Here is a 14,623-nt window from a genome sequence, read left to right on the forward strand (position 1 = left end):
GAATGAACACGGAACCGATGAAAAAAACACTCTATAACGACGTGCAGTCTCTTCTGGACGCAATCGATAAGATTGTTGTCGAGACAGATATTGCACTGGACGTTGGGTGCGGCATCGTACCCATGAACTATTTCAGACCTAAGCTTCACATTATGGTGGAGCCATGGGATGAGTACTCGAACATACTCCGGAAGCGCCACTCAGATGACAAGAGCGTTCTCATTCTGAAGCTCGGGGCTTTGGAAGCTCTTGGCGCCCTTCATGACAAGGCGGTAGACAGCATCTTTCTACTCGACGTCATCGAACATCTGGAGAAGGATGTAGGCCTAAAGGTCATTGCGGAGCTCGAAAGAGTTGCCGCACGTCAGGTGGTAATATTCACACCTTTAGGCTTCATGCCACAGCATGTGGAAGCTGGGCAGCCGGATGCCTGGGGTCTTTCGGGCGCGGAGATGCAGGAGCATAAGTCCGGTTGGTTGCCAGAAGATTTCGGCGACGGCTGGGACTTTCATATATGCGAGACATATCATAGCAAGAATTTTCGTGGGGAGCCTCTCGAGAAAGTATACGGGGCATTCTTTGCTGTCCGTAACATTGAAGAATCAGAGTTTGTGAGCTCCTTGTCGCTCTCGGATATCAGGCGGCCACTGCCATCTGAAATTGCCCTGCGAAAGCTGCAAGACAGCATGTCGGAGCTGAAGAATAGAAACGAGTTTCTCGAAGAGCAGCAGTCAAAGCTTGGGACTGCGCTAGCTGAGATCGAGGCTGCGCGAGCCCAGATTGAGGCCGATAAGGCTCAGCTCCAAGCCGAGCGGGCTGCTGTTGAGGCCGAGAGGATACAGGTGCAGGAAGTCAGAGGGTCATGGATATTTAAGCTTGTCCGCAAACTCACGCGCGGTTCAAGACAATAACCGAGGCAAACCTGGTGAGCGCAGCAATAACAACTGTTGTTCGTGATGCCAGTCATCTGGGCGGCGGCATGATGAATGTCGCCCAGTCTCTACATGCACATCTGCGCTCGTCAGGAGTAACGGCTCATTTCGTCAGCGGCAATGCGACCACAGATGCGGCTGCGGAAAGTCACGTTGTGGGTTTCAACGGCCGGAAGCTCCGGCACTTGCCGGCCAGCGTGTTGACCTCTGTCGTTCATATTCACGGGCTCTGGACACCTTTCGAATACCGGGCATTTCATGAAGCCCGGCGCCGCCGCGCAGCGGTCGTCATGAGCCCGCACGGCACTCTTGAGCCCTGGGCGTTTGATCACAAGTGGGCCAAGAAGCGTTTTGCATGGTGGCTCTACCAGAGGCGCATTCTCCAAGCTGCAGACTTGCTCGTGGTCAACTCGGACCAGGAGTCCGGGCGCCTGAGGGAACTGGGATTGACACCGCCAATCGCGGTCATTCCCAATGGCGTTGATCTCGACGGATTTTCTCCAGAGCTTGCCGGCAAAGAGCGGGAGAAGACTATTCTCTTCTTTTCCCGTATCGACCCCAAGAAAGGCATTCCCGACCTTCTCGCTGCATGGAAGTCTCTGTCTGACCATAAGGGATACCGTTTGCATATTTGCGGCCACGGCGAGGCGGCGTATGTCGCAGGAATCCAGCAGCAGATCGCGAGCTTGGGCCTGACGAATGTTGCCCTTTTGCCCGCTGTCTTCGGGGCTGACCGATGGGATGTCTTTGCCCGTGCGTCGATTTATGTGTTGCCAAGTTATTCGGAGAACTTTGGCATCACCGTTGCTGAAGCACTCAGCGCCGGAGTCCCGGTCATTACGACAAGAGCGACGCCCTGGAGCAGCCTTGCCGGGGAAGGGGTGGGCTGGATCGTTGGCAATGATGTCACGGAGCTGGCATCAGCCCTGCGCGCGGCCATGAATGTTGAACCTGCGGCACTTTCGCGGATGCGCCGGAAGGCGATGGCCTATGCCGGTCAGCGGTTTAGCTGGGACGCTATTGCCCGGCAGTACATTGAAACCTACAACTGGATCGCAGCGCCGGAAAAGGCGGCACCCTCCTGGGTCAGTTCGGATTGAGCATGCGCATCCTGATCGTCTCTCAGTACTTCTGGCCTGAGTCCTTTATCATCAATGATGTGGCACGCACGCTGGCGCTTGAAGGCCACGAAGTGACGGTTGCGACCGGAAAACCAAATTACCCGGAGGGCCGCATCGCGCCGGGTTATTCCCGAAAGGGAACGGTGCGGGAGCTTTATGCCGGCAGCATTGAGGTCTTGCGGGTTCCCTTGCGCCCGCGCGGAAACGCCGGTGTCGCCGGTCTCTCATTGAACTACCTGTCCTTCGTCCTCTCGGGGCTTTTGCATTTTCCCAGGATGTTGCGTGGCAGGTCCTTTGATGTGGTCCTGTTTTACGGTGTCTCACCTCTCACGTCGGCAATTCCAGCCGCATTCATGGCTTGGCGCAAGAAAGCTCATCTTGCCTACTGGGTGCAAGATATCTGGCCAGACAGTCTTGCGGTGACTGGCTTCGTCACCAACCGGTTCATTCTTTCCGCTGTCAGGCAGCTGATGCGCATTCTCTACCGGTGCGCAGGTACGATCCTCGTGCAATCAGAGGCATTCGCCGGGCCGGTTGCAGAATGTGCTGATGCGCGCAAAATTATCTATCTGCCGAACCCAGCCCCCGTCGAGGAGACGCAAGAGGGACCTCTTCCGGCACAGCTGTCCAAGATTCTCGATGACTGTTTTCCCGTTGTTTTTGCAGGCAATCTGGGACGCGCTCAGTCACTCGAAACAATTCTTGAGGCCGCCCGTCTCCTGCAGCACGAGCCGCGCATCCGCTTTGTCATTGCAGGTTCCGGCAGCGAGGCTCAACAGCTAAAGGCCCAAGCCGCTAGCGCTGGTCTTGCAAACTTTGTTCTCACCGGACATATCGACCGGCCGCTGATGCCTGCCCTCTTCCGCCGCGCCGGCGTTCTGCTGGTAACACTCAAGAATGATCCGGCCATGAGCATGATCGTGCCCAGCAAGGTTCAGGCCTATATGCAAGCGGGAAAACCAATTGCTGCCGCCCTGAATGGCGAAGGCGCCCGGATCATTAGGGAAGCAGGGTGTGGACTTGTGGTTGCGGCAGGGGATAGCAAAGGATTGGCGGAATCCATCTTGACCTTGTCCTCATTGCCCGTCAGGAAGCGGGAGGCAATGAGGGCGGCGGCTACAGGGTACTTTGAAAGCCATTACCAGGCGGCAGGCGTAGTCCGCAGGCTGATTGCAATTCTTGAGAGCAGAATGGGAGTTCGGCAAAGTGAAGAATGAAAGGACGCTCATTCTGGGCGCGAGCGGAATGCTCGGAAGCGCAGTGCTGCGCGCGCTCCATGGCCGGGCAAATCAGACGGTTCTGGCAACTGTACGAAGCGCCTCATCCTTCAGGCATTTCACTCCAGAACAACAGGCGGACATGATTGCCAATGTCGATGTCCTCGACAGTGATGCGCTTGTAGCTCTGCTTAACCGTACCAAACCTGACACCATCATTAATTGCGTGGGGTTGATCAAGCAGCAATCAGCTGCAAAGGATCCGCTTGTTGCCCTGCCGCTCAATGCAATGTTCCCACACAAACTGGCGCGGCTGGCAGCACTTGCCGGCGCGCGCCTCGTGCATATCAGCACAGATTGTGTGTTCTCCGGAGCAACAGGGAGCTACACAGAGGAAAGCAAGGCCGATGCCGAGGACCTTTATGGCGTGTCCAAGCACCTTGGTGAAGTGGTTGAGTACGATAACGCCATTACACTTCGCACTTCGATCATCGGCCGCGAACTGACGACGGCTTACTCGCTGGTCGACTGGTTCCTGGCGCAGAAGGGCGAGGTCAAGGGCTTCGACCGGGCAATTTTCTCTGGTCTGCCGACATGTGAGCTGGCTGCAGTGATCCGGGATTACGTGATGCCCAAGCCTGAACTCAAAGGCCTCTATCACGTCTCTGCAAAGCCGATTTCGAAATACGCACTGTTGGAACTGATTGCGGCAGAGTATGGCAAGGACATCAAGATTGTCCGGGATGAGCAATTTGTAATAGACCGGTCACTCATTTCCACACGCTTCTCGCAGGCCAGTGGTTATGTAGCTCCGAGCTGGCCAGAACTCATCAAGCGCATGCATGACGCCGACTTCCGCGGAGACAAGTAATATGTTCAATGACAAAACACTTCTGATCACTGGCGGCACCGGCTCGTTTGGCAATGCCGTTCTTCGCCGTTTTCTTGACACGGATGTCCGTGAAATCCGCATCTTCAGCCGCGACGAGAAGAAGCAGGAGGATATGCGCATCGAGTTGAACAACCCAAAGCTCAAGTTCTTCATCGGCGATGTGCGTAACTTCGATAGCATCCGCGATGCGATGACAGGCGTTGACTACGTCTTCCATGCAGCCGCGCTGAAACAGGTTCCGTCCTGCGAGTTCTATCCGATGGAAGCGCTGCGCACGAATGTTCTGGGAACAGAGAACGTTATGAACGCCGCTGCAGACCGTGGCGTGAAGCGTGTTGTGTTTCTGAGCACAGACAAGGCTGTCTATCCGATCAACGCCATGGGCATTTCCAAGGCTATGGCGGAGAAGGTCGTTGTCGCCAAGTCCCGGATGATGAACGGGGGACCTGTGCTTTGCGCCACCCGCTATGGCAACGTCATGGCGTCACGCGGATCGGTCATTCCGCTGTTCATCAAGCAGATCAAGTCTGGCCTCCCGCTGACAATCACCGACCCGACGATGACTCGCTTCCTGATGTCGCTGGAAGATTCCGTTGATCTGGTGATCCATGCCTATGAGAACGGGTCTCAGGGCGATATTTTCGTGCAGAAGGCGCCAGCATCAACACTGGAAGACCTTGCTGTCGCGCTTAAAGATCTCTTCAATGCCAGCAATCCGATCAAAATTATCGGGACCAGGCATGGCGAAAAGCTTTATGAATCTCTGGTTGCCCGCGAAGAGATGGCAAAGGCTGATGATCTTGGGCGGTACTACCGCATTCCTGCCGACAACCGGGACCTGAATTACAACAAGTTCTTCATCGAAGGTGAGCAGAAAATCTCCGAGATTGACGATTACACGTCTCATAACACGGAGAGACTTGACGTTGAGGGAGTCAAGAAGCTGCTTCTGACGCTAGATTACATCAAGGAAGAACTCGCGTCCTGACCGCTCTTGCCGCCGGTTGAACCGGCAATGAGGTGGTGACGCATCACGCTGAGCATGGCGTGAATGCAGATGGGCTTAACAAGATCCAGCTGTCATGTGACAGCTGGATCTGGTGTTATTAACGCTGAACGACAGGAAGCGAAATGCTAAAGGTTATGACTTTGGTCGGCACCCGGCCCGAACTCATTAAGATGAGCCGCGTCATCGCCGAGTTCGATGCACATGTGAAGCATGTCCTGGTTCATTCGGGTCAGAATTACGACTACGAACTGAATCAGGTTTTCTTTGATGACCTGGGCATTCGGAAGCCTGACTATTTCCTTGGGGCAGCCGGTGAAACCGCTGCCAAGACAATCGCGGATGTAATTGCCAAGGCAGATGAGATCTTCGAAAAGGAGCAGCCGGATGCGCTGATGCTCTATGGTGATACGAACACCTGCCTTGCCGTGATTGCTGCCAAGCGCCGCAAAATTCCAGTGTTCCATATGGAGGCTGGCAACCGCTGCTTTGACCAGCGGGTCCCGGAAGAACTGAACCGGAAGGTTCTGGATCACCTGAGCGATATCAACCTCGTTCTTACCGAGCATGCCCGCCGCTATCTTCTCGCTGAAGGTGTCAGACCCGAGACAATCATTAAGAGCGGCTCGCACATGCAGGAAGTGCTGTCGCATTATATGCCCAAGATCGCCGGATCTGATGTGCTGACCCGCATGCAGCTGGAGAAAGGCAAGTATTTCATCGTAAGTATTCATCGCGAAGAGAATGTTGACACACCGGAGAACCTCCGTGACCTTCTCAAGACACTTAAGGCGCTGGCAGAGCGTTACGGGTTCCCGGTTCTGATTTCGACACACCCGCGTACCCGCAAGCGTCTCGATGCACTTGGCGAGCCCATTGACCATCCGCTGCTGCACTTTATGAAACCTTTCGGATTCATCGACTACATCCAGCTGCAGATGTCGGCCTTCTGTGTGCTTTCGGATAGCGGTACGATCACCGAGGAAGCTTCACTGCTGAACCTCCCGGCGATCACGCTTCGCAATGCACATGAACGGCCGGAAGGCATGGACGTGGGAACGCTGGTCATGAGCGGCCTGCGCAGCGAGCGCGTCCTTGAAGCAGTCAGCATTGTCACGGCGCAGCATGATGGCAAAGAGCGGGTGTTCCGTCCGGTTGATGACTATGAAGCCGGTCCGGTATCCAAGCAGATCCTGCGGGTTGTCCTGAGCTATGTGGACTATGTCAACCGAACCGTTTGGCGAAAAGATATGTAATAAGACACTGTATCATGCGCTCTTGGCCGTAAATTTATCGAGTAACGGAAAATGAAAAATAAAGAGCGCATGAACTACCTGGACCTCATTCGCACATCCGCGATGTTTATGGTCATAGGGCTTCACTCGTCATCAGAGAACATGTACAAGATTGCGTCCACCCCTCCGGATATTTGGGGCGTTAGCAATATTATTGTTTCTATGCTGCGTATTTGCGTTCCTTTGTTTTTTATATTGAGTGGCTATTTAATCCTTTCCTCCGAGAGTAAGAATGATGAAACCCCGCTTCACGAAACTGGACGTCGGATACTTAAGGTCATTCTCCCCCTCCTTATCTGGAGCATTGCTTATCGCTTTTATATAGCATATGGAGTGGGAGAGACATTTAACTTTAGCTTCATCATAAGTTCTTTACGGAGCATCTCTCAAGAGGCTGTTACTTACCACCTCTGGTTCCTCTATGAGATAATAGTTATTTACATGCTCATACCTGTTTTGCGGCCGCTAGTCAGAGAGAGCGATGATCCAGCTATCTATTTTTGTTGCCTTTGGCTTTTCTTGTCCACCCTGCAGGCCATGGCGTTCTTGCTGAACTGGAACTACGTCTTTGGCGGACGTATTGACTTGGGAAACATAGGCTACTTTGTCGCGGGGTACCTCGTTCGCAAACACATATCAGCGCCGCGACCTATAGATGCCGCTGCCGCTGCCATCTGTTTCCTCGTTTGCGCAGTCATAACGACACTGTTAACAGCACGCGAAAGCTATGCCGCTGGACGATATGTTGAATTCCTACATGTCTATAGCGCACCAAACGTGATTTTTATGTCTCTGTCCGCTTTTGTTGTTCTCTTATATGTTGGCAGGCGCATCTATGAATCGAACCTGGCTCTCGCAAAGCTAGTTATTTCAAGTGTGGCGTCGTGCAGCTTTGGAATTTATCTATTGCACGTGTTGGTTCTTGAGAGAATGAACTATAATATCGTTGGAGAAACAGCAAATTCTCCATCGAGCGCTATTCTTAATATTGCCCTCACAGTTTTGGGCTGTTTTGCTGTTTGCTGGCCAATTATTTGGTGCTTGCGGCTGTCGAAGATGACACGATGGCTGGTGCCCTGATCATCTGAGGGAGCCCCCGTTTAACTGTCTGAGCCCTGAACTCTGTTACTGATTGATTCATGATTGCAATCAGTTCCGGGTATTCTGGAAAATGTGGTGCTGCATGACTCGCGTATTCGATGTGATCCTGTCTTTGTCTGGGCTTGTCTTTGGCTTGCCGCTTCTGGCTGTGCTTTGGATTATGGGCTGGTTTGACACGGGTTCGCCACTGTTCCGGCAGGAGCGGGTGGGGCGGGGCCAGAGGCCGTTTATCCTCGTCAAGTTCCGCACCATGCGGCCTGATACGGCCTCCGTGGCCACGCATCAGGCCGATCCGCGAGCGGTGACGAAGCTGGGGCATTTTTTGCGGCGCACGAAACTCGATGAACTGCCGCAGCTCTGGAACGTTCTGAAGGGGGAGATGAGCCTTGTCGGCCCGCGGCCCTGCCTGTTCAACCAGACTGAACTGATCAATGAGCGCGCAGCGCGTGGCGTCTTTGATGCGCGGCCTGGTATCACCGGGCTGGCTCAGATCAATGGTATCGACATGTCCACGCCGCAGCTGCTGGCGGAAACCGACGCGCAAATGCTGACGGACCTGAGCCTCGGCGCGTATTTCAACTACATTTTGAAGACTGTCAGAGGGTCAGGCAGCGGCGACCGTATCCGGACCGGGTGATATTAGCCTTCAACGGTGGCCAGCGCCGCAGCAATCCGTGCCACCAGCCGCCGGGCGACTTCGGTTTTGTTCAGGGTCGGCCAGTCCTCGATGCCGTCACGCGTCACGATGCGCACGGTGTTGGCGTCGCCGCCCATCACGCCGGTTGCGGGGCTGACGTCGTTGGCGACGATCCAGTCGGCGGCCTTGCGCTGCAGCTTGCCTTGCGCATTGGCGATGAGGTTCTGCGTTTCGGCAGCAAAGCCGACGACGAGCCGTGGCCGGTTGCCAGTGAGGTGGCCGACAGTCGACAGGATGTCCGGATTTTCAACCAAGGCCAGGGCAGGGGGCTGGCCCGAGCCGTCTTTCTTGATCTTCTCGCTGCCTTCCTGCGCCACGCGCCAGTCGGCGACGGCTGCGGCCATGATGGCCACGTCGGCGGGCAGTGCCGCTTCGACAGCCGCGAGCATTTCCTTCGCCGTTTCCACATGAATGACCGTGACGCCTGCCGGATCGGGCAGGGTGACGGGGCCGGAAATGAGCGTCACCCGGGCGCCTGCCTCTGCGGCTGCGGCGGCAATGGCGTGGCCCTGCTTGCCGGACGAACGGTTGGCGATGTAGCGCACTGGATCAATCGGCTCGTGGGTCGGCCCGGAGGTGATGACCACGTGCTTCCCGGCGAGGGGCCCGGCAGGCAGCGTGCTGCCAGCTTCCAGAAGCTCAAGCGCCCTTTCGGCAATGGTCAGCGGTTCGGCCATGCGGCCAAGGCCCGCCTCGCCGCTTTCGGCCATTTCGCCGCGTTCCGGACCAATGAAGGCAATGCCATCGGCCTTGAGCGTGGCCACATTGCGCTGCGTCGCCGGGTGGGCCCACATGGCCGGGTTCATGGCCGGGGCCACCAGCACGGGCCGGTTGGTCGCCAGAAGCACGGTGCTGGCGAGATCTCCAGCAAGGCCCTGCGCCATCTTCGCCATCAGATCCGCCGTGGCTGGCGCCACGATAATGAGATCGGTGTCGCGGGCCAGGCGGATGTGGCCGACATCCTGTTCCGCCTCCCGGTCAAAGAGGCAGGTGTAGACCTTCTCAGCCGTCAGCGCCCCGGCGGCGAGCGGCGTGATGAATTGCTGCGCGGCGGCTGTCATCACCACCTTAACCCTCGCACCGCGCTCGCGCAGGCGGCGGATCAGATCCAGCGACTTGTAGGCAGCAATACCACCGCCGATGATCAAAAGAACCCGTTTCCCGCCGGTCATGATGGGCCTTCTCAGCTGGGGCTGCGGAAATCGCGCGGGGCGGGGGAGACGGGCTTCACGCCCGAACCGGTGATTTCATAGACTGCGAGGCCGCGCTCGTTCTGGCCGTTCTGCAGGAAGCGGAACACGCCGTCGATGCCGAGGAAGCCATCGCGGTTGGTCAGCGTCTGCGTGGCAAAGCGCTGCGGGCCAGCAGAGCGCACAAGCCCGGCTGCCAGGATCGTGCCATCATAGGCAAGCGAGGCATTGCGCGGCGGCGGGCTGCCAAATGCGGCCTGATAGCGGCTGGCCAGTGCATCGAAGCCGCTCTTTTCCGGGCCGGGGAACCAGGCGCCGGTCATCATCGGGCTGTTGGTCACCTGCTGGGTCTCCCACTGGCCGCTACCCAGCAGCTTGACTGTGCCAAGGTTCGCCCCCTGCTGGACCAGTGTCTGCACCACAAAGGGCGCAACGCCTCCGCCAGCGGGCACGAAGAGCGCATCGATCTGAGCCAGGTTCGGGGCCAGCTGCTGCACCTTGGCCGCCAGATCCGAAGTGTCGCTGCCCGTCAGCTTGTAGCGCTGGATGGCGACAATGCGCCCGCCCACACGGCCGACTTCCTGACGGAAGGCCGCTTCGGCGACAGCGCCATAGGCATCATCCGGCAACAGGGCGGCAAAGGACTTGCGGCTCTGCTGCGCGGCGTAGCCAACGATCCGGCGCACATCGCCGGCAGGCAGGAAACTGAGCAGATAGACGCCGGGAGCAGCCACAGCGGTGTCGCTGGAGAAGGCGACGATCGGAATGCCTGCATTGCGCGCCGCATTGGCAGCGCCGGTAACGGCGGGAGCGAAGACCGGCCCGAGCAGCAGTTCCGCGCCTTCAGACATGGCCGCTTCGGCCGCAGCGCGCCCGCCTTCTGCGGTGCCTTGCGTATCCTTCACCAGAAGCTGAATGTTGGAACCCTGAAAATCATTGATCGCCAGCTGTGCGGCATTCTTGAACGTGGTGGCGATGGAGGAGGCAGAACCGCCGCCACTGAGCGGCAGCAGCAGTCCGACGCGGATCGACCCGTCGCCAATCGTTTCTCCTGCCACTGTGGGCGCCGAAGGCTGCGCCGGGAAGGCAGATCCATCCTGCACCGGCCCCATGGTGGAGGGCATGCAGCCCGCCAGAAGGCCAAGGGCCCCGGCAAGTGCGGCAAACCGAAGCCGGCTCCGGCGCAAAAAGCCGCGTCCGGACGCATGTGGGGATGCTGTTTTCATGCCCTTGGCGGCTTCAGTCGTGTTTTGCACTATGGCCTCCTCGCGTCCGCGTTCAAAAACCTTTACGAATTCAGAACGTTCCTGTCCAGTTTCACGAGACTGGATCATGTGTTGAACAGCCCTTAAGCTGTTGTTGCCCGGAGTTTTGACATGACGATGGCTGAAGCCCCGCCAGAACGGCGTTATTTTGTTGCCGGACAGACTGTCGAGGCACCCCGGCAGGAGGCCGCGCTCTATGTCGTCTCGACGCCCATCGGCAATCTTGGTGACATTACACTGCGCGCGCTGGAAACGCTGGCAGGCGCAGATGTGATTGCCTGCGAGGACACGCGCGTCACAGCGACCCTGGCCCAGCGCTTCGGCCTGCGGGCGCCGCTTCTGCCCTATCACGAGCACAATGCGGAGCGGCAGCGCCCGCGGCTGCTGGCGGCGCTGGCAGAAGGCAAGGCGGTGGCGCTGGTCTCCGATGCGGGCACGCCGCTGGTCTCCGATCCAGGCTACCGGCTGGTGCGTGATGTGCTGGAAGCGGGCCACCGGGTCATCCCCATTCCCGGTGCCTCAGCTCCGCTTGCCGCGCTTGTCGCCTCCGGCCTGCCCAGTGACACCCTGCTCTTCGCCGGGTTTCTGCCGCAGAAGGCAGGCCAGCGCAGCCGGAGGCTGTCGGAACTGGCTGCCATTCCGGCAACGCTGGCCTTTTTTGAATCTCCCCACCGGCTGGCAGCTTCGCTCGCCGCCATGGCTGAGGTGCTGGGAGACCGGGCGGCGGTGGTCGCCCGGGAACTGACGAAAAAGTTCGAGACCTTCCAGCGCGGCACACTCACGGAACTGGCGGCTTTCTATGAGGAAAACCCGCCGAAGGGTGAAATCGTCGTTCTCATCGGCCCGCCGGAGGTGCAGGCTCACGAGGAAGATGCCGCCGATGTGGAAGCGCTGCTCACCGAGGCCCTTGCCGGCATGCCCGTTGCCGCTGCCGCCAAGGACGTGGCGAAGCGCACGGGCCTGGACCGGAACGAGGTCTACAAGCTGGCGCTGGCGCTGAAAGCGGCCGCAGGGGCTGAGGGGGAATAGACCGGATCATGACGGAGCAGGGGCGGCGGCACAAGCGGCGGAAAGCTTACCGGCTGGGTCATCTGGCCGAGAGCCTCGCTGCCCTGTCGCTGCGTCTGCGCGGCTGGCGCATTCTGGAGCGCCGCTTCAAGGCCTCGACCGGTGAAGTGGATATCATCGCTGAGCGGGGCGATGTGGTTGCCTTTGTCGAGGTAAAGGCCCGCCGCACCCGCACCGCAGCGCTGGAAGCGGTCACTCCCACAGCCCGCAACCGCATCATCCGCGCCGCGCAGATCTATCTGTTGCACCACCCCCATCTCGCCGGGCAGACACTGCGGTTCGATCTGGTTCTGGTCGTGCCCTTCCGCTGGCCCGAACATGTGGTGGACGCTTTCCGCCCGGATGGACTGGCCTGAAGCGAGCGCTGGTGCTGCGTCCAGGGGATGAGCCGGTGCCTCTAGCGCCTGCGGGAGGAACCTTGCGTCCCCCCTGCTGGATCTTCAGCCAGCGGGATGCCTCCCTTGCGTGCGCCCCGGCAGCGGTCTGAGCAATAGAGCACGTTGTCCCAGTCGCGAGCCCATTTGCGCCGCCAGGTGAAGGGCCTGGCGCAGGCGCGGCAGGTCTTCACCGGCAGGTCGGATTTCTTGCGCATCTTCATGGTCTGCCCTTGCCCTCCTCCTCCGGCAGCAGCAAGCCGAGGCTGAGCTGGGCAGATGTGTCTGCCGGGCGCTTGCGTCCTCTTCCGCCATCCCGTCCCCGGCGGGTGATGCCGGCCTTGCGGCTGCCGTGCTTCTCCTGAATGGTGTCTGCCGCCTTGTGGAATTCGCGGTCCTTGCGCAAGGACCAGACCTTGTCTCGCGCCGCCCGTGCAGCCGCCACATGGTCCACCACCGGCATCGGATAGGCCTTGTCCAGCACGGCGCCTGCATTGGGTGCCTTCCAGGGCTCGTGCAGGAAGGCGTCCGGAATGGCGGCGAGTTCCGGCACCCAGCGGCGGATGAAGCGGCCGTCAGGGTCCTGATCGATGCCCTGTTTCACCGGATTGTAGATGCGGATGGTGTTGATGCCCGTGGTGCCGGACTGCATCTGCACCTGAGGCCAGTGGATGCCGGGCTCATAGTCGGTAAAGCAGCGTGCAAGATGCTGCCCCGGCGTTCGCCAGTCGAGCCACAGGTGATAGCTGGAGACGGCCATCAGCATGGCGCGCATGCGGAAGTTCATCCATCCGGTGGCAAGGAGCGCCCGCATGGTGGCATCCACGAAGGGCAGGCCCGTTTCACCCTTCATCCAGGCCTCCAGCCGTGCCCGGTCCGGCTCACGCGGGCGCAGGCCGTCATGGGCGGGATGCAGATTGCTGACCTCGATGCGCGGCGCATCCTCCAGCTTCTGCATGAAGTGGCAGTGCCAGTGCAGCCGTGCGAGGAAGGAGCTGACGGCGCCGCGCCATGTGGCCGCACCCGGCGCATCCCCCGCAAGAACCAGCTGGTTCAGCCGGTCTTCCCCCCGCTGCGTAATTTCACGCAAGGAAAGCGTGCCGAAGGCGATGTGAGGCGAGAGGCGGGAACAGACATCGAAGCCGGAAACAGGGCTCGACATGCCAGACCTGTAGGTTTTGCCGCGCCGGTGCAGGAAGCTCTCAAGACAGGCAAGGCCCGCCTTGCGTCCGCCGGGCTGGCGCTGGGAGCAGGGATCCGGTGTAATGCCAAGACTTTCTGCCGGGGGCAGAGGACCGGGATCAATGGTGAGGCCAAGGCTTGCCAGCGGAATGAGCGGCGTTTCCGGCAGCAGGGGCTTGCGCATGTCATGGTCCCAGCGCGCGGCCCAGCCGTTACGGCTCGCCAGACGGCGCACCACGCCAGTCTGGCGCGGCTCGTGCCAGGGGATGCCTTCGGCCCGTGCAAAGGCCTTCACCGCCAGATCGCGGCGGAAGGTCCAAAGGTTGCCGGTTTCCTCATGCGACCACAGGGCGGCAATGCCCCGCGCCCGGTGCAGCGCGGAAAGCACCGGCACCGCCTCACCCGTGCGGATGATCAGCGGCTGGCCCAGCCGGGCGAGCGCCTCCCGCAGCTCCTGAAGGCATTCGCGCAGGAAAGCAAACTGGCGGCCGGACATGTCCGGCTGCGCCCACAGACCCGGCTCCACGATGTAAAGCGGCAGCACCGGCCCAAGACGGGCGGCCTCGAACAGAGGCTGATGATCAAAGGCGCGAAGGTCCCGCTTGAACCAGACAACCTGCAGGCCGGACGGAAAGGAGGCGGGAAGGGCAGGGTGCATGACGGGAGCTGGCAAGGACGTGGTTACATGGGACTTTCCCTCTTACGCCAGCCCTTGCGCTAAGGATCAGAGAACGCTGGCGATGGCTCTTGCGTCCGGGTCCAGGAGGTCATGCAGGCGCAGCGCGGCCTGACGGGCAAAGCGGGAGGTCACGGCCTTGCGCGTGGCGGCCGCCAGGGGATGGTGCGGGGCCTCGCGAAGGATATCGGCCGCATAGCCATCAGACAGGATCAGCCCGGCCTCTTGCGGGAAGATCTCCGCCGGCACATCCACGTGGGTGGCGAAATAGAACCGGTCGCAATGGGCGCGGTAGTCCGGCCATTTGCTATCTGCCCTGAAATCCGCAATGGAGGATTTCACCTCGATGATGATGAGCTCGTGCTTCGGGCCCAGTGCAATCAGGTCCGCCCGCCGCCCGGAGGCCAGCGTCAGCTCGGACAGGCAGGCAAAGCCCTGCAAGCGCATGAGCCGGGCCGCCCCGCGCCAGACCTTGAGCGCCGTTTCGGACTGGCGTCCGTCCGTCAGCGGGTCATCCAGGGCAATGCGGTTGGTATGGGCGAGGTCCAGCGGGTTCATCCCTTGAATGTTCCGCATTTGTTCGGGAAATGCAAGGTCAGTTCCTGTA

General features: G+C 59.4%; 15 protein-coding genes. 10 read left to right on the forward strand and 5 right to left on the reverse strand.

The annotated features are described in order from the left end of the window. The first annotated feature begins 2 nt into the window (after window positions 1-2). The 8 genes from V6L75_RS06530 to V6L75_RS06565 all read left to right on the forward strand — a co-directional run bounded on the left by V6L75_RS06530 (window position 3) and on the right by V6L75_RS06565 (window position 8,201). Window positions 3-911 carry a methyltransferase domain-containing protein gene (locus V6L75_RS06530; RefSeq protein WP_334250711.1) on the forward strand — a complete coding sequence of 303 codons (909 nt, stop codon included), beginning with the start codon at window positions 3-5 and terminating at the stop codon, window positions 909-911. Between the two features lie 14 nt (window positions 912-925). After that, window positions 926-2,032, forward strand: a complete 1,107-nt coding sequence (locus tag V6L75_RS06535) for a glycosyltransferase (RefSeq protein WP_334250712.1) — start codon at window positions 926-928, stop codon at window positions 2,030-2,032. Window positions 2,033-2,034: 2 nt separating this feature from the next. Then, on the forward strand, window positions 2,035-3,270 hold the full coding sequence (locus tag V6L75_RS06540) for a glycosyltransferase family 4 protein (protein WP_334250713.1): 1,236 nt from the start codon (window positions 2,035-2,037) through the stop codon (window positions 3,268-3,270). After that, window positions 3,260-4,141: a dTDP-4-dehydrorhamnose reductase family protein gene (locus V6L75_RS06545; protein WP_334250714.1), complete on the forward strand. Its 882-nt coding sequence runs from the start codon at window positions 3,260-3,262 to the stop codon at window positions 4,139-4,141. Before V6L75_RS06540 ends, V6L75_RS06545 begins: the two co-directional genes overlap by 11 nt. Window position 4,142: 1 nt before the next feature. Then, window positions 4,143-5,150, forward strand: coding sequence for a polysaccharide biosynthesis protein (locus V6L75_RS06550; protein ID WP_334250715.1), 1,008 nt, complete (start codon window positions 4,143-4,145; stop codon window positions 5,148-5,150). A gap of 143 nt (window positions 5,151-5,293) precedes the next feature. Beyond that, window positions 5,294-6,424 (forward strand): non-hydrolyzing UDP-N-acetylglucosamine 2-epimerase, encoded by a 1,131-nt coding sequence (gene wecB, locus V6L75_RS06555; RefSeq protein WP_334250716.1) that lies wholly within the window; start codon window positions 5,294-5,296, stop codon window positions 6,422-6,424. A gap of 69 nt (window positions 6,425-6,493) precedes the next feature. Next, window positions 6,494-7,543 carry an acyltransferase gene (locus V6L75_RS06560; protein ID WP_334250717.1) on the forward strand — a complete coding sequence of 350 codons (1,050 nt, stop codon included), beginning with the start codon at window positions 6,494-6,496 and terminating at the stop codon, window positions 7,541-7,543. Window positions 7,544-7,646: 103 nt separating this feature from the next. After that, window positions 7,647-8,201: a sugar transferase gene (locus tag V6L75_RS06565; RefSeq protein WP_334250718.1), complete on the forward strand. Its 555-nt coding sequence runs from the start codon at window positions 7,647-7,649 to the stop codon at window positions 8,199-8,201. A 2-nt stretch (window positions 8,202-8,203) separates the two neighbouring features. On the opposite strand, the gene coaBC is transcribed toward V6L75_RS06565, so the two are convergent. After that, complete coding sequence (coaBC, locus tag V6L75_RS06570) at window positions 8,204-9,433, reverse strand: bifunctional phosphopantothenoylcysteine decarboxylase/phosphopantothenate--cysteine ligase CoaBC (RefSeq protein ID WP_334250719.1); 1,230 nt, start codon at window positions 9,431-9,433, stop codon at window positions 8,204-8,206. An 11-nt stretch (window positions 9,434-9,444) separates the two neighbouring features. Further along, the gene (locus V6L75_RS06575) at window positions 9,445-10,707 is read right to left on the reverse strand and encodes a penicillin-binding protein activator (RefSeq protein WP_334250720.1); all 1,263 of its coding nucleotides are present in this window, start codon (window positions 10,705-10,707) and stop codon (window positions 9,445-9,447) included. A 120-nt stretch (window positions 10,708-10,827) separates the two neighbouring features. Here V6L75_RS06575 and rsmI point away from each other — a divergent pair, with 120 nt between their 5' ends. Together rsmI and V6L75_RS06585 are read left to right on the forward strand one after the other, a co-directional pair. After that, entirely contained in the window at window positions 10,828-11,745 is a 918-nt protein-coding gene (gene rsmI / locus V6L75_RS06580; protein ID WP_334250721.1) for a 16S rRNA (cytidine(1402)-2'-O)-methyltransferase, read from the forward strand. Window positions 11,746-11,753: 8 nt separating this feature from the next. Then, entirely contained in the window at window positions 11,754-12,140 is a 387-nt protein-coding gene (locus tag V6L75_RS06585) for a YraN family protein (protein WP_334250722.1), read from the forward strand. A 41-nt stretch (window positions 12,141-12,181) separates the two neighbouring features. Here the strand turns inward: V6L75_RS06585 and V6L75_RS06590 are convergent, their stop codons facing one another. The 3 genes from V6L75_RS06590 to V6L75_RS06600 all read right to left on the reverse strand — a co-directional run bounded on the left by V6L75_RS06590 (window position 12,182) and on the right by V6L75_RS06600 (window position 14,574). Beyond that, on the reverse strand, window positions 12,182-12,382 hold the full coding sequence (locus V6L75_RS06590) for a DUF2256 domain-containing protein (RefSeq protein ID WP_334250723.1): 201 nt from the start codon (window positions 12,380-12,382) through the stop codon (window positions 12,182-12,184). After that, the gene (locus tag V6L75_RS06595) at window positions 12,379-13,998 is read right to left on the reverse strand and encodes a deoxyribodipyrimidine photo-lyase (RefSeq protein ID WP_334250724.1); all 1,620 of its coding nucleotides are present in this window, start codon (window positions 13,996-13,998) and stop codon (window positions 12,379-12,381) included. Before V6L75_RS06595 ends, V6L75_RS06590 begins: the two co-directional genes overlap by 4 nt. 66 nt (window positions 13,999-14,064) lie before the next feature. Further along, window positions 14,065-14,574, reverse strand: coding sequence for an MmcB family DNA repair protein (locus tag V6L75_RS06600; protein ID WP_334250725.1), 510 nt, complete (start codon window positions 14,572-14,574; stop codon window positions 14,065-14,067). Window positions 14,575-14,623 lie beyond the last annotated feature (49 nt).

The organism is Pannonibacter anstelovis (assembly GCF_036881715.1).
GTDB lineage: Bacteria > Pseudomonadota > Alphaproteobacteria > Rhizobiales > Stappiaceae > Pannonibacter > Pannonibacter anstelovis.